This window comes from Klebsiella sp. CN_Kp075 (genome assembly GCF_040065055.2).
In the GTDB taxonomy this organism is placed as follows: domain Bacteria; phylum Pseudomonadota; class Gammaproteobacteria; order Enterobacterales; family Enterobacteriaceae; genus Klebsiella; species Klebsiella aerogenes.
On sequence record NZ_CM198050.1, the window covers coordinates 3,074,195 to 3,091,967 of the forward strand.

16 protein-coding genes are annotated in these 17,773 nt (G+C 56.4%); 7 read left to right on the forward strand and 9 right to left on the reverse strand.

The annotated features are described in order from the left end of the window. Nucleotides 1–31: 31 nt before the first annotated feature. A complete protein-coding gene (gene ppsA, locus ABLV78_RS14740; RefSeq protein WP_015367026.1) occupies nt 32–2,410 on the reverse strand; it encodes a phosphoenolpyruvate synthase in 2,379 nt (792 codons plus the stop codon). Nucleotides 2,411–2,740: 330 nt separating this feature from the next. Here ppsA and ppsR point away from each other — a divergent pair, with 330 nt between their 5' ends. From ppsR to hemP, 3 genes are all read left to right on the forward strand, one after another. Further along, complete coding sequence (gene ppsR, locus ABLV78_RS14745) at nt 2,741–3,574, forward strand: posphoenolpyruvate synthetase regulatory kinase/phosphorylase PpsR (RefSeq protein WP_015367027.1); 834 nt, start codon at nt 2,741–2,743, stop codon at nt 3,572–3,574. Between the two features lie 154 nt (nt 3,575–3,728). After that, on the forward strand, nt 3,729–4,775 hold the full coding sequence (gene aroH, locus ABLV78_RS14750; RefSeq protein ID WP_047046944.1) for a 3-deoxy-7-phosphoheptulonate synthase AroH: 1,047 nt from the start codon (nt 3,729–3,731) through the stop codon (nt 4,773–4,775). Nucleotides 4,776–4,945: 170 nt separating this feature from the next. After that, nucleotides 4,946–5,125, forward strand: a complete 180-nt coding sequence (hemP, locus tag ABLV78_RS14755) for a hemin uptake protein HemP (protein WP_161799839.1) — start codon at nt 4,946–4,948, stop codon at nt 5,123–5,125. Between the two features lie 28 nt (nt 5,126–5,153). Here hemP and selO read toward each other — a convergent pair whose 3' ends face one another. From selO to ABLV78_RS14775, 4 genes are all read right to left on the reverse strand, one after another. Beyond that, nucleotides 5,154–6,596, reverse strand: coding sequence for a protein adenylyltransferase SelO (gene selO, locus ABLV78_RS14760; protein WP_047046707.1), 1,443 nt, complete (start codon nt 6,594–6,596; stop codon nt 5,154–5,156). 113 nt (nt 6,597–6,709) lie between these two features. After that, nucleotides 6,710–7,174: an NlpC/P60 family protein gene (locus ABLV78_RS14765; protein WP_045396070.1), complete on the reverse strand. Its 465-nt coding sequence runs from the start codon at nt 7,172–7,174 to the stop codon at nt 6,710–6,712. Nucleotides 7,175–7,255: 81 nt separating this feature from the next. After that, the gene (btuD, locus tag ABLV78_RS14770; protein ID WP_047046710.1) at nt 7,256–8,005 is read right to left on the reverse strand and encodes a vitamin B12 ABC transporter ATP-binding protein BtuD; all 750 of its coding nucleotides are present in this window, start codon (nt 8,003–8,005) and stop codon (nt 7,256–7,258) included. Continuing rightward, a complete protein-coding gene (locus tag ABLV78_RS14775; protein WP_042893936.1) occupies nt 8,005–8,556 on the reverse strand; it encodes a glutathione peroxidase in 552 nt (183 codons plus the stop codon). Before ABLV78_RS14775 ends, btuD begins: the two co-directional genes overlap by 1 nt. 231 nt (nt 8,557–8,787) lie before the next feature. Here ABLV78_RS14775 and ABLV78_RS14780 point away from each other — a divergent pair, with 231 nt between their 5' ends. Continuing rightward, entirely contained in the window at nt 8,788–9,588 is an 801-nt protein-coding gene (locus ABLV78_RS14780) for a MetQ/NlpA family ABC transporter substrate-binding protein (protein ID WP_045362713.1), read from the forward strand. A 36-nt stretch (nt 9,589–9,624) separates the two neighbouring features. Here ABLV78_RS14780 and btuC read toward each other — a convergent pair whose 3' ends face one another. Together btuC and ABLV78_RS14790 are read right to left on the reverse strand one after the other, a co-directional pair. After that, complete coding sequence (gene btuC / locus ABLV78_RS14785) at nt 9,625–10,611, reverse strand: vitamin B12 ABC transporter permease BtuC (protein ID WP_045362716.1); 987 nt, start codon at nt 10,609–10,611, stop codon at nt 9,625–9,627. Nucleotides 10,612–10,738: 127 nt separating this feature from the next. Further along, nucleotides 10,739–12,172, reverse strand: coding sequence for a gluconate:proton symporter (locus ABLV78_RS14790; RefSeq protein WP_045396055.1), 1,434 nt, complete (start codon nt 12,170–12,172; stop codon nt 10,739–10,741). Nucleotides 12,173–12,449: 277 nt separating this feature from the next. On the opposite strand from ABLV78_RS14790, the gene admX reads away from it, so the two are divergent. Genes admX through ABLV78_RS14805 form a run of 3 tightly spaced genes read left to right on the forward strand, consistent with a single transcriptional unit; the run spans nt 12,450 to nt 15,018 of the window. Then, nucleotides 12,450–13,364: an HTH-type transcriptional regulator AdmX gene (admX, locus tag ABLV78_RS14795; protein WP_045396052.1), complete on the forward strand. Its 915-nt coding sequence runs from the start codon at nt 12,450–12,452 to the stop codon at nt 13,362–13,364. A gap of 50 nt (nt 13,365–13,414) precedes the next feature. Beyond that, a complete protein-coding gene (locus ABLV78_RS14800; protein WP_047046716.1) occupies nt 13,415–14,668 on the forward strand; it encodes a D-amino acid dehydrogenase in 1,254 nt (417 codons plus the stop codon). Beyond that, on the forward strand, nt 14,665–15,018 hold the full coding sequence (locus ABLV78_RS14805; protein WP_072251454.1) for a RidA family protein: 354 nt from the start codon (nt 14,665–14,667) through the stop codon (nt 15,016–15,018). The genes ABLV78_RS14800 and ABLV78_RS14805 overlap by 4 nt, the downstream gene beginning before the upstream one ends. A gap of 57 nt (nt 15,019–15,075) precedes the next feature. On the opposite strand, the gene ihfA is transcribed toward ABLV78_RS14805, so the two are convergent. Beyond that, nucleotides 15,076–15,375 carry an integration host factor subunit alpha gene (ihfA, locus tag ABLV78_RS14810; protein WP_015367042.1) on the reverse strand — a complete coding sequence of 100 codons (300 nt, stop codon included), beginning with the start codon at nt 15,373–15,375 and terminating at the stop codon, nt 15,076–15,078. 4 nt (nt 15,376–15,379) lie between these two features. Further along, the gene (gene pheT, locus ABLV78_RS14815) at nt 15,380–17,767 is read right to left on the reverse strand and encodes a phenylalanine--tRNA ligase subunit beta (RefSeq protein WP_045422920.1); all 2,388 of its coding nucleotides are present in this window, start codon (nt 17,765–17,767) and stop codon (nt 15,380–15,382) included. Nucleotides 17,768–17,773: the final 6 nt, after the last annotated feature.

Genomic DNA, 17,773 nt, shown 5'->3' on the forward strand with positions numbered 1-17,773 from the left:
TCTGCCAGGGATTGTGCTAGCCGCGTTGAACTTATTTATTCAGTTCAGCCAGACCTAACCAGGTTTGCACCACGGTATCCGGGTTCAGGGACAGGCTATCGATCCCCTCTTCCATCAGCCAGGCGGCAAAGTCTTCGTGGTCGGACGGACCCTGGCCGCAGATGCCCACGTATTTGCCCTGTTTTTTCGCCGCGCGGATGGCCATCGACAGCAGCGCTTTCACCGCGTCGTTGCGTTCATCAAACAGCTCAGACACGACGCCGGAGTCGCGGTCAAGGCCCAGCGCCAGCTGCGTCATATCGTTCGAACCGATCGAGAAGCCATCGAAGTACTCGAGGAACTGCTCCGCCAGAAGCGCGTTCGACGGGATTTCACACATCATGATGATCTTCAGCCCGTTTTCGCCGCGCTTGAGCCCCTGACGCTCCAGCTCTTCGACCACCGCTTTCGCCTGCGCGACGGTACGTACGAACGGCACCATCACTTCCACGTTGGTCAGCCCCATGTCGTTACGCACGCGTTTCATCGCTTCACACTCCAGCGCGAAGCAATCGCGGAAGCTTTCTGAAACGTAGCGTCCGGCGCCGCGGAAGCCAAGCATCGGGTTCTCTTCTTCCGGCTCGTAACGCTCGCCGCCCACCAGGTTGGCGTATTCGTTAGATTTAAAGTCGGACAAACGCACGATCACCCGTTTCGGGTAGAAGGCGGCGCCAAGGGTAGCGATCCCTTCGGTCAGGCGGCCAACGTAGAACTCTCTCGGTGAGTCGTAGCCTTTCATCAACTCGCGGATTTCGTTCTGCAGGCCCGGTTCCTGGTCGTCAAACTCCAGCAGCGCGCGCGGGTGAACGCCAATCATGCGGTTAATGATAAATTCCAGACGCGCCAGCCCCACGCCTTCATTCGGCAGACAGGCGAAGTCAAAGGCGCGATCCGGGTTGCCGACGTTCATCATCACCTTCAGCGGCAGGTTTGGCATCTCGCCGACGCTGGAGCTCTTCACGCTGAAGTCCAGTAACTCTGCGTAGACGTAGCCAGTGTCGCCTTCGGCACAGGAAACGGTGACATTCTGGTTTTCCTGGATACGGTCGGTCGCATCGCCGCAGCCGACCACCGCCGGGATCCCCAGCTCACGGGCGATAATCGCCGCGTGACAGGTACGTCCGCCGCGGTTGGTGACGATCGCCGAGGCTTTCTTCATGATCGGTTCCCAATCCGGGTCGGTCATGTCGGTGACCAGCACGTCGCCGGGCTCAATGCGGTTCATCTCACTGATATCGTGAATAACCTTAACCGGGCCGGCGCCGATGCGGTGGCCGATGGCTCGCCCTTCGGCGATGATCTGCCCCTGGGCATGCAGGGTATAACGCTCCATCACCTGACCGCGTGAACGGACGGTTTCCGGGCGCGCCTGGACGATAAACAGCTTACCGGTGTGGCCATCTTTCGCCCACTCGATATCCATCGGACGGCCGTAATGCTTCTCGATCTGCACCGCCTGCTTCGCCAGCTCTTCCACTTCCTCGTTGGTTAACGAGAAAACATCGCGCTGCGCCTGGGGCACATCTTCAATCCGCACCTGCTTGCCGTGTTCCTGAGTCGGCGCGTACACCATGCGGATTTTTTTCGACCCCATGGTACGGCGCACGATAGCCGGGCGGTTAGCCGCCAGGGTCGGTTTGTGAACGTAAAATTCGTCCGGGTTCACCGCGCCCTGCACCACCATCTCGCCAAGCCCCCACGCCGAGGTGATAAACACCACCTGGTCGAAACCGGACTCGGTATCGATGGAGAACATCACGCCGGAGGAGGCCAGGTCGGAGCGCACCATCCTCTGCACCCCGGCGGATAGCGCCACGCCGCGGTGATCGTAACCCTGATGCACGCGATAGGAGATCGCGCGATCGTTAAACAGTGAAGCAAATACGTGCTTCACGGCAACGAGCACGGCGTCAAAGCCCTGCACGTTGAGGAATGTCTCTTGTTGGCCGGCGAAGGAGGCATCCGGCATATCTTCCGCCGTCGCCGAAGAACGCACGGCAAACGAGGCCTCGGCGTCATCGGCGGACAGCAGGTCATAAGCTTCGCGAATCGCGTTTTCCAGTTCGCTCTGGAAGGGGGTGTCGATGATCCACTGACGGATCTGCGCGCCCGCTTTCGCTAATGCGGAAACGTCGTCAATGTCGGTTTCATCCAGCAGTGCATAAATGCGCTGGTTAACGCCGCTTTGGTCCAGGAACTGATCGAAAGCATCAGCGGTGGTGGCGAACCCGTTTGGCACGGAGACACCCATACCGGACAGGTTAGTAATCATTTCACCAAGGGAGGCATTTTTGCCCCCAACTCTGTCTACATCATTCATGCCGAGTTGGTTATACCAAAGCACCAGCGGTGACGAGCCATTGTTGGACATCGAGACAATCCTTTTGTGATTTAATACAAATTATAGAAAACACACGATCGACTACGGTATTCATCCTGACATATTTATGCCGCTGAAAAAAACGGTGAATCGTTCAAGCAAATTAATTTTCTGTTTTTAGGATTGTTTTCCGGAATTCCCTAACTATATGATTAAAATGGATTCTATTGATATTTGATACAAATAGTGTGCAAAAACAGAAACTGAACCTGCCATTTCATTAAAAACAAAAATAGCGTTTCATTTTTTTAAGTGAGACAAAGGTTAAAGCTCTGTGCTTAAATTTACTCTGCTTTTAGATAATTATACCGGATGGTCAAAATGGACAGTGCTGTAGATCGCCACGTATTTTATATTTCTGACGGTACCGCTATTACGGCGGAAGTTTTAGGCCATGCGGTAATGTCGCAATTCCCGGTGGCCATCAGTAGCGTGACATTGCCGTTCGTCGAAAATGTCAGTCGAGCCCGGGCGGTAAAAGAGCAAATCGATGCCATTTTTCAACAAACCGGCATCCGTCCGCTGGTCTTCTATTCCATCGTTATCCCCGAAATTCGCGACATAATTTTGCAAAGCGAGGGTTTTTGTCAGGATATCGTGCAGGCGCTGGTAGCCCCGCTGCAGCAAGAATTACATCTGGATCCCACGCCGGTGGCTCACCGCACCCACGGCCTGAATCCCGGTAACCTGATTAAATACGATGCGCGTATCGCCGCCATCGATTACACGCTCGCCCATGACGACGGCATTTCGCTGCGCAATCTCGATCAGGCGCAGGTGATCCTGCTCGGCGTTTCGCGCTGCGGTAAAACGCCGACCAGCCTGTACCTGGCCATGCAGTATGGTATTCGCGCCGCTAACTACCCTTTTATCGCCGACGATATGGACAATCTGGTTCTCCCGGCCTCGTTAAAGCCGCTGCAGCACAAGATGTTCGGCCTGACGATTAACCCGGAGCGACTGGCGGCAATCCGCGAAGAGCGCCGGGAAAACAGTCGCTACGCCTCATTGCGCCAATGCCGCATGGAAGTCACCGAAGTCGAAGCGCTATATCGCAAAAACAAGATCCCCTGCCTTAACAGTACCAACTATTCGGTAGAGGAAATTGCCACCAAAATCATGGATATCATGGGGCTAAATCGCAGGATGTACTAATACACTAGTACATTATTGAAAATTTGTTTATGCTATCGCTCGTGGCCTATACAGGATCATGCCCTGCTCTTGCAATAAGCAGGGATTGGTTTATCGTGATGCGCATCACTTCCCGGCATTTTCGCCGCGGAAGAAACAGATTTTTGAGACCCCAATGAATAAAACAGACGAATTGCGTACCGCGCGCATTGAAAGCCTGGTAACGCCCGCGGAACTGGCGCAGCGCCATCCCGTGTCGGCCGAGGTTGCCGCCCACGTCTCCGCTTCCCGCCGGCGGATTGAAAAGATCCTCAACGGCGAAGACCGCCGCCTGCTGGTGATTATCGGCCCCTGCTCCATTCACGACCCCGAAGCGGCGCTGGAATATGCGCGCCGCCTGCAGGGCATGCGCGAACGTTACCAGCCGCAGCTGGAAATTGTCATGCGCACCTATTTCGAAAAACCGCGCACCGTCGTGGGCTGGAAAGGACTCATTTCCGACCCTGACCTCAACGGCAGCTACCGGGTCAACCACGGCATTGAACTGGCGCGTCGTCTGCTGCTGCAGGTCAACGAGCTGGGTATCCCCACCGCCACCGAATTTCTGGATATGGTGACCGGACAGTTTATCGCCGATCTGATTAGCTGGGGCGCCATCGGCGCGCGCACCACCGAAAGCCAAATTCACCGCGAGATGGCCTCGGCGCTCTCCTGCCCGGTTGGTTTTAAAAACGGTACCGATGGCAACACCCGCATCGCGGTCGACGCGATACGCGCCTCGCGCGCCAGCCATATGTTCCTGTCGCCGGATAAACAGGGCCAGATGACCATCTACCAGACCAGCGGTAACCCGTACGGCCATATCATTATGCGCGGCGGTAAACGGCCGAATTATCATGCAGCGGATCTCGCCGCCGCCGGTGAAGCGCTACGGGAATTCGATCTCCCTGAGCAACTGGTCGTCGACTTCAGCCACGGCAATTGTCAGAAGCAGCATCGCCGTCAGTTGGAAGTGTGCGCCAATATCTGCCAGCAGATCCGCGATGGATCCACCGCCATTGCCGGGATCATGGCGGAGAGCTTCCTCGCCGAAGGAACGCAAAAAGTGATCCCAGGTCAGCCGCTGACCTGGGGCCAGTCGATTACCGACCCGTGCCTGAGCTGGGAAGATAGCGAAAAAATGCTCGCTGAACTGGCTGCAGCCACCGCTACACGGTTGTAATCCCTTCCCCCGCCGCGCTCGCGGCGGGTTTTCACCGCTCGCCGTTCATCCTCTGCGCAATAGCTACCTGAAATGGTAAGCCACGACAAAAAAGGCTTGCCGTGAAAATTAACATTACTGATAATGATTATCATTGTTTCTTTTATTTTTATTTTGGTGCTATGACGCGTATGGATAACACTGCCACAGCAGAGAAAACAAAAGACAATGCTCCCTATCCTATTGCCAGCGATCGCCAAATCAGCAGCCGGACGCTGTTAGGCCCGGAAGGACGCGTGGTGATCGAACATGACGGCCAGCGCTATCTGCTGCGCCAGACCCACGCCGGTAAGCTAATTTTGACCAAATAAAACCCCGCGCGATGGCGAGGCTTTACGGTTAGCTGGAGCAGCTCACTTCCAGATGTTTTCCCCAATCAGGCGGGCGGTTGGCGTAATCATCAGCACGATCGGCGAACGGCTGCGCGAGGGCTTCATGCAGACGTTCCAGCTCGCGCATATCGCCAGCTTCGGCCTGTTCTATCGCCCGCTGCGCCAGCCAGTTACGTAGCACCACCGCCGGGTTGACGCCCTGCATCCGCTGCTGGCGTTCGCTATCGTCGATCTGTTCATCGCGCAGCCGCGCCCGGTAGTCGGCAAACCAGCTATCAAACGCCGCGCGGTCGATAAATTCATCGCGCAGCGGCGATGCCGCGCTGTGCTGCTCGCTTTGGCTCAGCATCCGGAAGGTACGGGTGTAGTCACTCCCTTCACGCTCCATCAGGCTGAACAGTCCATCAAGCAGTGTGTTATCGCCGGTTTGCTGAGTATAGAAGCCGAGTTTGTCGCGCATGCGGCGGCCGTAGGCGGTCAATAAGGCATGCTGATAGTCATCCAGCGCCGCGTTCAGCGAGTCGGCGCTGATAAACGGCGAGAGCGACTGGGCCAGACGCTGCAGGTTCCACAACCCTACCGCCGGTTGGTTATCAAAGCTGTAGCGCCCCTGGTAATCAGAGTGGTTACAGATAAACCCGGGCTGGAAATCATCGAGGAAACCATACGGACCATAATCCATGGTCAGGCCAAGAATCGACATATTATCGGTATTCATCACCCCGTGGGCAAAGCCAACGGTCTGCCAACTGGCTATCATCTCCGCGGTGCGCGTGACAACGTCACGGAACCAGAGAATATACTTATCCGCCTCCTGCTGCAGCTGCGGCCAGTGGTGGTCAATCACATAATCTGCCAGCTGCTGCACTTTTTCCGCTTCGCGACGATAATAAAAATGTTCGAAATGGCCAAAGCGTACGTGGCTTTCGGCGATGCGCATCAGCATCGTGCCGCGTTCTTCGCGTTCGCGGTAAACCGGCGTGTCGCTGGTCACCATCGCCAGCGCGCGGGTAGTGGGAATGCCCAGCGCATGCATTGCTTCACTGGCAAGGCTTTCGCGGATAGTCGAGCGCAATACCGCCCGGCCATCGCCCATTCTCGAATAGGGCGTCAAACCCGCGCCTTTAAGATGCCAGTCAAAACGTAGACCATTCGGCAACTGCTGCTCGCCAAGCAAAATGCCGCGTCCATCGCCAAGCTGGCCGGCCCAGGCGCCGAACTGATGGCCGCTATAGACCTGCGCCAGCGGCGACATTCCCGGCAGCAACGCTTCGCCGCCCCAAACGCCCGCCCCATGTTGCGGATTAAATAACGTCTCCGGGACGCCCAGCGTTTGCGCTAAAGCGGTGTTGCGCCAGATGAGACGCGCGTTATCCAGCGGCGTGGGTGCCAGCGATGTGTAAAAACCCGGCAGCCGATCGCGCCAGTGAGTAGTAAAAGACAGGGTCATGGTTCCTCCTGCCGCCAGTGTAGTGCCTTAAACAGGGGATTAACACGGGCGAACTGCAGGGTTATGGCAATTAAAAAAGGGAGCCCTCGCTCCCTTTTTTCGCCGAATGCGGGTTAAATGCGCCTCGCCTGCCAGAATTTCTTGTTCCAGTAGACGTTGTCCAGCGACGAGCGGGTAACGCCCTGGCTGGTGGAGGCGTGAATAAATTGATTGTCGGTATCATAGATACCGACGTGCAGGCCGCTTTCGCCGGAGCCGGTTTTGAAGAACACCAGATCGCCGGGCAACAGATCGCTTTTATCAATGCGGGTGCCGATTTCCGCCTGCTCACGAGTTTCCCGCGGCAGCTGCATGGCGAATTTATCGCGGAACGTGCGTACCACAAAGCCCGAGCAGTCGACGCCGCGCGGCGTCATGCCGCCATAGCGGTACGGCGCCCCACGCCAGTTACGCAATTGCTCATTGAGATTCGCTACCACGGTAATGGAATCAGCCAGCCGTGGATTCGGCGGCGGCGCCCGGTGGCTGCTACAGCCTGCCAGCACCATCGCCGCAATAAAAATGAACCACACACGCATCTCAGACGATTCCTCTGTTCCCTGTCCTGTAATTGAAATAATTTAGCCTGTTTAGCGGCTTACAGGCAAGATCCTTAACCGCTACTGTGACGCCACGAGCATGAGATGACCCGCGACTTCCACCCGCTGAAACGCGATATGATAAGCGGCGGTCAAATTCTCTTCACTTAACACCTCATACGTTTCCCCGCAGGCAATCATCCGCCCCTCACAAATGAGCCACGCCCTCTGCGCATGACGCAGCGTATGGTTGAGATCGTGGCTGCTCATCACGATAGCGATCCCCAGCGCGCTCAGCGACGCCAGCACGCTATCCAGCGCCGCCTGCTGCGCGACATCGAGGCTGTTCATCGGTTCATCTAACAATAACAGCTGCCCGACAGGATTCGCGCGGCGGTGAATCTGCAGGATCACCGCCGCCAGACGCACCCGCTGCCACTCGCCGCCGGAGATCTGGTTGACCTGGCGCCCCAGCTTATCGCTTAACCCCAGTTGCCCGGCTATCTCGTTGAGCAACTCCTGCGGGGCGCTGTCTTGCATATGTAATGACAGATAGTGCCAGACCGGCATCGCGAAGGGCGGGAGCTGCTGCTGATTCAAATAGGCGCGATGGCGGGCAAGTTCCGCCGCGGGCCACTGTTCCAGCGCCCGCTGGTTAAGCGTAATCAGACCAGGGCCGGCGGTCAGCCCGGCCATCCGCGCCAGCAGGGTACTTTTGCCCGCGCCGTTCGGCCCTACCAGATGGACTATCTCTCCGGGCCGAACGTCAGCGGTAAACGGCGACAGCCGCCCCGCTTCCGCTACATCCTGTAGCTGCATCAAAAACGGCATTATTGCGCTAGCGCTCCTTTTACCGCAGCCAGCAGTTGCGGGTCGTCCGGCGTCATATCCGGCGAGAAACGCTGAATCACCTGACCATCGCGGCCCACGAGGAATTTTTCAAAGTTCCACAGGATGTCGTCAACGTACAGCGGCGCGCGACCTTTACTGGCCATCCGCTCATAGAAACCGCTCCCTTCCGGCGCGACGGCCTTCGGCGCGGCGGCAATCAATTTTTGATACAGCGGCGCGCGATGTTCGCCGTTGACGTCAATTTTACTGAACAGCGGGAAGGTGACGCCGTAGGTCACGCTGCAGAACGTTTTAATCTCTTCTTCGCTGCCCGGCTCCTGGCCGAGAAACTGGTTACAAGGGAAGCCAAGGACGCTAAATCCCTGCGGGGCAAACTCTTCTTGCAGCGCTTCCAGTTGCTCATACTGCGGCGTGAGGCCGCATTTTGAGGCCACGTTGACGATCAGCAGCACCTTTCCGGCGTACGCCGCCAGGGTGGTTTTTTCGCCATCGATGGTCGTCACTTCGGTATTAAGAATGTCGTGTTGCATAGCCTTCCCTCAGTCAATAATGCAGGTTAAGGAGATCCCTATCTACTGTAGCGGATTCAACGCGCTTGATTCTACTTTGATTCGCGGGCAAATGTCGCTTGATGTGACAGCGCTGCGCTTGCCGACGACAACATGAATTCCTCTCAATATCCGCAGCGGACAAATCAGTGTACAGTGTGAAAAGTATGTAATAGTGTTTCGTTACTTGTTAATTTATGAGAGTTTTTAGAGATGAAGAAGTTATTAAGCTCGGTGTTAATCGCCACATCGGTGGCGCTGTTATCCGCCTGCTCTCCGGACGATAACAATAAGGTTAAAGTCGCGATCAATACCGGCCCGGATGAAGCTATCTGGAAAGTCGTGGAGCAGGTAGCAAAAGACAAATATAACCTTGACGTTGAAGTTATCTCTTTCAATGATTACGTGTTGCCGAATGAAGCGTTAAATAATAAAGATGTCGATGCTAACGCCTTCCAGACGCTGCCCTATCTCGAGGCGCAGTCGAAAGAGCGCGGCTATAAATTCGCTATCGTCGGTAAAACGTTCGTCTTCCCGATTGCCGCCTATTCGCGCAAAATCAAAAATATCAGCGAACTGCCTGACGGCGCGACCGTCTCTATCTCTAACGAAACCACCACCCTCGGCCGCAGCCTGCTGCTGTTACAGGCACAAGGATTAATCAAGCTGAAAGATGGCGTCGGCTATCTGCCCACCACGCTGGATATCATCGATAATCCGAAGCATCTGAAGATTGTTGAAGTCGATACTCCGCAGCTGACCCGCACGCTCGACGATCCGAACGTTACGCTTGCCATCATCAACACTAATTTCTCGGCGCAGGTCGGTTTATCCGCCGCCCGCGATGGCCTGTTTATGGAAGGCCCGGATTCACCTTATGTGAATGCGATCGTCTCGCGCGAGGATAATAAAGACAGCAAGAAAATTCAGGAGCTGAAAGAGGCCTTCCAGACCAGGGAAGTCGCCGATAAAGCGCAGGAAGTCTATAAAGGCGATGCCATCAAAGGCTGGTAATCGTCACCCGACGCCGTCCACTATGACGGCGTCTCCCTACCCCCGTCGCCCCGAACGCAGCAGCAACCAGATGAACACCGGCGCCCCCAGCGTCGCCGTCACCACGCCGATCGGTAATTCCGCCGCCGATAACGCCAGACGGGCGATGATATCGGCGCCGAGCAGCGCGCTGGCGCCAGCTAACAGGCAGGCGGGAAGCAGCACCCGATGATCGCTCAGGCCGCACAGGCGCAAAATATGCGGGATCACCAGACCAATAAAGCCAATCGCCCCCGCCAGCGCCACGCTGACGCCGACCAGCCAGCCGGTGGCCACCACCAGTAGTTTTCGCCATAACCACAGCGGCAGGCCGAGCTGACGCGCCGAGACTTCGCCCAACGCCAGTAGGTTCAGCGGCTGCGACTGCCAGCATACCCACAGCAGCACCGGTATTAGCGCCAGCATCAGCCACAGCTGCTGCCAGTCGACGCCGCCAAAACCCCCCATCATCCAGTACATCAGCTGGCGCAGGTCAAAAGAGGTTGAGAAATAGACCGCCCAGGTCATCAACGCGCTACAAATAATGCCGAGCGCCACGCCCGCCAGCAGCAGACGGCTGGTGGACAGGTGGCGCCGGGCGAAACGGAGCAGAATAAAGGTAATCAGCAGCGCGCCGGCAATGGCGCACAGCCCCAGCGCCCACATGGGTAACACGCCGTGGCCTAACAGCACGGCGGCAATCAGCCCAACGCCCGCACCGTTAGAAACGCCCAGCAGACCCGGCTCCGCCAACGGGTTTTCAAACAGCGCCTGCATGATCGACCCGGAAAGCGCCAGCGCCGCCCCCACTAATAGCACCGCCAGCGTGCGCGGCAGGCGGATTTGCCAGATAAACAGCTCGCCTTTGGCGCTAAACCACTCCTGCGGCGGGATCCATTGGTCACCAGCGCACAGGCTAATAGTCAATGTGACGAGCAGAATCAGCGTTAAGGCGGTTAGCCAACGACGGTTATGGCGCTGTTGAATATCGACGAAGGTCTGCATAAGTCCCGGAGGCAAGTGAGCGAGGTGATTGATTTTACGGTGGCGATGGCGGGGAGAAAAGGAAAAACGCAGAGCAATCTTCACGCAGACGTCAGTGCTCGCCAGGACGCCTGCGTGAAAACGGAAGTTACACCAGTATCTGGAACAGTAGCGCGAAGAGAATGATATTCGCCACCACAATCGCCCAGCCGTTATACAGCATGTATTTCAGATGGGTAGACTGCGCCAGCCCCATCTGACCGAACATATCCGAAGAGGGGAATGGGCCAAACCAGTCGACCTGCGAAGAGGCCAGCAGCACCGCAGTGGTTCCCTGCGGCGGTACGCCGGCGGCCATCAGCATCGGGCCGAAAATTTTGTGGGTGAAGGTCATCTGCGCCACCGCCGCCCCCGGTACGTGACCAATAATATTGAAAGCGAAGATGCAAAAGCACAGCCAGGCAGGCGAAATGCCTTCCAGCAGCGGCTGGGTATAGTCGAGCAGCCCCTGATAGGCATGAAGGCCATCCATCAGCTCCAGGATCGGGTTATACAGCCAGTAGAGAATAAACATCCACACCAGACGGCCACAACCGTGGTACAGCGCCTGCAGGATCTGCGTCGGGCGCAGGCCGCCCACCAGCCCGGTAATCAGGGCCACCAGCAGCATCACGATAATCGCAAAGCTGAATCCGGCTTTGATCACCACGCCAATGACCGCCATTACAATAATCGTTGCCGCGAAAGCCAGCGCGCTAAGCTTACGCCGACGCAGCTGCGCGGCGCTCAGTGCTTCTGTTGGCTTCTCCGTGAGATCGACTTCATAGCGCAGTTTACCTTCGGTCATCTTCTGGATCCGCCCCGCCATCACCCAGCCGGCCAATAACGTGACTGCGCTCATCGGCAGGCCAACGTACAGCAGATAATCAGGATAGCTCAATCCGCCGAGGCTCAGGATGGTGACGGTACTGGGCGTAAACGGCCCGGTAAACAACCCCACCGAACCGGCGGTCATCATCAGCGCAGCCACCGTCGGCGGCGTTAAGCGTACCGCAGCCGCCACCGGGATGATCACCGCGACGATAATCGCGTTACCACCGGCCATTGTGCCCAGCGAGCCGCAGATTAAAATCGAAGATACAACGATGCCGAACTTCACCCGCGTCTGGCTGGAAAGGCCGATGCGGTGAACCACAAATTTCACTAACTCAACCGCGGCGCCGGTACGGGTGGCGACTTCACCCACGCCGGCGCCGAGCATAATAATTAACCCGACGGTGGCAATAAACGAACCGGTGGATTTCGCCAGCATGGTGCCCATTTCCGGCAACCCGGTCGAGGTCATAATCATGGCGATGATAATCGAAGAAATCACCGCCAACACAATATCGACGCCGACCAGCGACAGCACCGCTAACGCCACTAATGGCGTAAAGCCCAACAGGCCGAGTTCACTGCTCGGGCGGCCATGGCACCACCACGCGGTTAACACAAAAAGCACCAATAACAGGCCAATAACAACGTTTTTTCTCGTGATATTTCGTCTGGCGAGGGTATTGCCAGCGAGCGTTGAGTCACTCATATAACTCCTTAAAGCCATTAAAACCGACCACAATTGCAGGTTGGCGTATTCGGGCCTGCTCAGAAAATATCCCCCCTCGTTATCATTATTGGCTTCATGGCCTGAGGGTTTGCAGGGTACAAAGGGAATGGTTCTGAGAACGTAAAAGACCGCCTGAAGACGGTACCAGCAGCGCAATATGTAACCGAAGCGCTGATTGGCGATTAAATTTATGTTAATTTAGTGTTAGTAGAAAATGACTTTTTATCGGCAAGCTATAACCCTGAGTTAACTGTTCATGAAACTGCGCCATCTGGAAATCTTCTACGCCGTGATGACTTGCGGCTCTCTCTCACGCGCGGCGGAATCGCTGAATATCTCCCAGCCGGCCGCCAGTAAAGCGTTAAAAAACGCCGAGCTTAAGCTCGGCTTTAAGCTGTTTCAGCGGGTACGAGGCAAGCTGCTGCCGAGTAGCGAAGCGCTCACACTTTTTGAAAAGGCGCAGAGCATTTATCAGGATCTCGATAACCTGCGCCTGCTGGCCGATAATCTGGCCCGCGACCCGCGCGCCAAGATCGCCTTAGGCTGTTTACCAAGCCTCGGATTAAGCCTGGTGCCGGAACTGGTGACCGATTTTTATCAGCAAAACAGTAATCTGGTGATGACCTTAACCACCGAGCATACTGAGACGTTGGTCAAGAAATTGGATCTACGCGAAATAGATTTAGCGCTGACGCTGCAGCCGGTCCAGCAGGGGGAGATCATCACCACCCTGATTGCCGAAGTGCCGCTGGTCTATATCGACCGCGACTACCGGCAAGGCGCGGTGGACATCAAGGAGATCGATCAGCAGCGCTGGATCTCGCCGGGGCCGCATTCGCTCTCTGCCGCCATCGCCACTCGCCGTGACTTTTCCACCACCCGGCTTAACGTGCAGACCTATTACATGGCCACCGAGTTCGTGAAGCGCGGCATCGGCTGCAGCATTACCGATATTTTCTCGGCGCGGCATAATCTGTCGCCGGAAATGATTCACCCCATTACGCCGCCGATGAAAATTAACCTTTGCCTGCTGCGTCGCGCCGATGTTTCGCTCAGCCCAATCACGCAGAAATTTGTCGATTTTCTGTGTCGACAGCTGCGTCAACAGCTCAAAGAAATTAACCTGCAGTTATACCCTGACCATAAAAAGTCAATTGCGCCGCAAGGGTAAATGCTTTGACATAACCGCAAGATATTTATCAGCGGTGGATATATCAGGTTATGAAAAAACGCATTGTGATTATCGGCGGCGGCGTGGTGGGACTGGCCACCGCCTGGGTATTAATTAAGAGCGGACACCAGGTTCAACTGCTGGAGCGCAACGCCGAGCCGGGCAGCGCCACCAGCTTTGCCAACGGCGGGCAGCTAAGCTACCGCTACGTCGCGCCGCTTGCCGACCGCGGCGTCCCCCTGCAGGGAATTAAATGGATGGGCAAAGCCGATTCGCCGCTGAATATGCGCCTGCAAATGTCTTTCCAGCAGTGGCGCTGGCTGTTGCAGTTTCTGCGTGCCTGCAATAGCCAAAGCAACAAAATTAACGGCGATCATATTTTGCGCTTATCCCTGCTCAGTCGTCAGGTCATGCAGTCGTGGCTTGATGAAGATAATCTTGCCGATTTTCACTGGCGGCGTAGCGGCAAACTTATTATCCATCGCCGGGAATATGACTTTCATAAAGCGGCGAAAGGAATGAATCCGCAGTACCAGCATGCGCTAAGCGCCGAAGCCTGCCTGCAGCTGGAACCGGCGCTGAAACACATCAGCCATTCGCTACAGGGCGGGATTTATTCACCGGGAGATGAAACGGCAGACTGCCATAAATTCTGTCTCGCCCTGCTCGACAAACTCAATGCCAGTAGCAACTTCAGCCTGCTCACCCACTGCGAGGTGCTCAAGCTCAATAAACGCGACGGGCGCATCAGTTCGCTTGAGACCAGCCGCGGTACGATAACCGGCGATGATTATGTCGTCGCCGCCGGCAACGGTAGCGGCCCGCTGCTGGGTCATCTGGGCGTGCGCGTGCCGCTGTGCGCGCTGAAGGGATACAGCCTGACCCTTCCCTACCCTAAAGAGGCCGGGATCGCGCCGGATATCAGCGTGACCGACTACGGACATAAAATCGTTTACGCCCGCCTGGGAGAACAGTTGCGTATCGCGGCGATGGTGGATATCGGCTACGACGGGGATGAACTACGTGATAGCCGCGTTCAGGCGCTGAAGAAAATCGTCGCTAGCAGCTTTCCCGATCTGCAGGGGCTGGATGAGGCCGAGGCCTGGACCGGTATGCGTCCGTCGACGCCCGCGGGCCCACCGATGCTGGGGCGCGCCGGATACCAGAATCTGTGGATGAATCTCGGCCAGGGTAGCCTTGGTTTTACGCTCGCGGCCGGCAGCGCCGTGGTGCTGGGAGCGCTCCTCGACGGCGAAGCGCCGGCAATTTCTTTAGATGGTCTGACATGGAAACAATCCGCATGACAATTATTCGTAATAATCCGCAACCCCGACTTTCCGCCAGCGTCGAATATGGCAATCTGGTGTTCCTCTCCGGCCAAACGCCGAAAAGCAGCACTGATGATATTGCGCTGCAAACCCGCGAAGTACTGGAGAAGATCGACGCCCTGCTGGCCGCGGCCGATAGCGACAAGCAGCACATCCTTTCCGCACAAATCTGGCTTAAAGATATCTCACGCGATTTTGCGGCGTTTAATGAGGTCTGGGTGAAGTGGATGCCGGAAGGCCATAGCCCGGCGCGGGCAGCCGTTCAGGCCGAGATGGCGCGGCCAGATATTCTGGTGGAGATCATGGTCACCGCCGTAAAAGCGTAAGATAAATTAGGTAAGAAAAAAGGCCGCATAGCGGCCTTTTTAATTAGTCAGTCCAGATTATTTCTCTCTGGGTGAAGCGTTTTCGACACGGCTTTTTAACTTCTGTCCGGGTCTGAAGGTCACCACACGCCGGGCTGTAATGGGAATATCTTCCCCCGTTTTCGGGTTACGTCCCGGGCGTTGGTTCTTATCACGCAAATCGAAGTTGCCAAACCCGGAGAGTTTTACCTGTTCTCCGTTTTCCAGAGCACGACGGATCTCTTCGAAAAACAACTCTACCAGTTCTTTGGCATCCCGCTTGCTAAGCCCAAGCTTATCAAACAGATATTCTGACATTTCAGCTTTTGTAAGCGCCATAGGTTCAATCCCTCAATGATGCCTGGAATCGCTCTCTTAATGCCTCTACACATTTGGCAACGGTAGCGGCAATCTCCTCTTCTTCGAGTGTACGGCTGGTATCCTGAAGGATCAGGCTAATCGCAAGGCTCTTAAAGCCTTCCGCCACACCCTTACCACGGTACACGTCAAATAAGTTTACGCCAACTACCTGATTTACGCCAACTTTCTTACATTCGGCCAAAACATCGGCTGCTGGGACGTTTTCCGCGACCAGTACCGCGATATCGCGACGGTTCGCCGGGAAGCGGGAAATTTCGCGCGCCTGAGGCACCACGCGGTCTGCAAGCTTGTTCCACTCAATTTCAAACACCAGAGTGCGGCCGTTGAGATCCAGTTTACGTTCCAGTTCCGGATGAACAACCCCAATGAAACCAATGCGTTCACCTTTCAGATAAATCGCCGCGGATTGTCCCGGATGCAGTGCGGTAGCCGCTTCTGCGCGGAATTCGATATCGGCTAATTTACCGGTCAGGTCAAGAACAGATTCCAGATCGCCTTTCAAATCATAGAAATCGACGGTTTCTTTTGCCAGGTTCCAGTGCTCTTCGTAGCGGTTACCGCTAATCACCCCGGCCAGCATCACATCCTGACGAATGCCCAGCGGCGCCTGCGTATCCGGCACGAAGCGCAGACCGCTCTCAAAGATGCGTACGCGGCTCTGTTGGCGGTTCTGGTTGTAGACGACGGTGCCCAACAGACCGGTCCACAGCGACAGGCGCATCGCCGACATTTCACTGGAGATCGGGCTTGGCAGAATCAGCGCTTCTTCACCGGCATGGATTAGCTGCTGTACTTTCGGGTCAACAAAGCTGTAGGTAATGACTTCCTGATAACCTTTGTCGTTAAGCAGCGTTTTCACGCGCTTCAGCGACAGGTCCGCTTCACGGTGAGTACCCATGATCAGACCCGCCTGTACCGGCTCGTCAGGAATGTTGTTGTAGCCGTAGACACGGGCCACTTCTTCAACCAGGTCTTCTTCGATCTCCATATCGAAACGCCAGCTTGGCGCAACGGCCTGCCACTCGTCCTGACCAACGGTCACTTCGCAACCCAGGCGCTGCAGAATATCGCTCACCTGCGCGTCATCAATATGATGGCCAATCAGGCGATCCAGCTTGCTGCGGCGCAGGGTGATGGTGGCGCGTTTTGGCAGCGTCTCTTCGTTGGTCACATCGATAATCGGACCGGCTTCACCGCCGCACAGGTCGATCAGCAGACGGGTCGCACGCTCCAGCGCTTTATACTGCAGGGCCGGGTCGACGCCGCGCTCGTAGCGGTGGGATGCATCGGTGTGCAGGCCATGACGGCGCGCGCGACCGGTGATAGACAGCGGGCTGAAGAACGCGCATTCCAGCAGTACGTTCTGGGTTTCGTCGTTAACGCCGGAATGTTCGCCGCCGAAGATACCGCCCATCGCCAGCGCTTTATTATGGTCAGCAATGACCAGCGTATCGCTGTCGAGCTTAGCTTCAGAGCCGTCCAGCAGCACCAGCGTTTCGCCCTCTTTCGCCATCCGCACCACGATACCGCCGTCAATGCGGTCGCGGTCAAAGGCGTGCATCGGCTGGCCCAGCTCAAGCAGCACGTAGTTGGTCACGTCAACCACCGCATCGATGGAGCGGATACCGCAGCGACGCAGTTTCTCTTTCATCCACAGCGGGGTTGGCGCTTTGACGTTGATGCCTTTCACCACGCGGCCCAGATAGCGCGGGCACGCCTGCGGCGCGTCAACCTGAATCGGCAGCACGTCATCGATGGTGGCGGCAACCGGAGTGATTTCCGGCGCGTTCAACGGCGCTTTGTTCAGCACAGCGACATCGCGCGCCACGCCGATGATACCCAGGCAGTCGGCGCGGTTTGGCGTGACGCTGATTTCGATGGTGTTATCGTCAAGCTTGAGGTATTCGCGAATATCGGTACCGATCGGCGCATCGGCCGGCAGTTCGATGATACCGCTATGGTCGTCGGAAATACCCAGCTCAGAGAAAGAGCACAGCATCCCTTCCGACGGTTCGCCGCGCAGTTTCGCCGCTTTAATTTTAAAATCGCCCGGCAGTACGGCGCCAATAGTCGCGACGGCCACCTTCAGCCCCTGGCGGCAGTTCGGCGCGCCGCAAACGATATCCAGCAGACGCTCGCCGCCGACATTGACTTTAGTAACGCGCAGTTTGTCAGCATTCGGATGCTGGCCGCACTCGACCACTTCACCGACAACCACGCCGTTGAAGCTACCGGCAACCGGCTCAACGCCGTCAACTTCCAGACCCGCCATGGTAATCTGATCGGACAGCGCTTCGCTGTCGATCGCCGGGTTAACCCATTCGCGTAACCACAGTTCACTGAATTTCATTGTTCT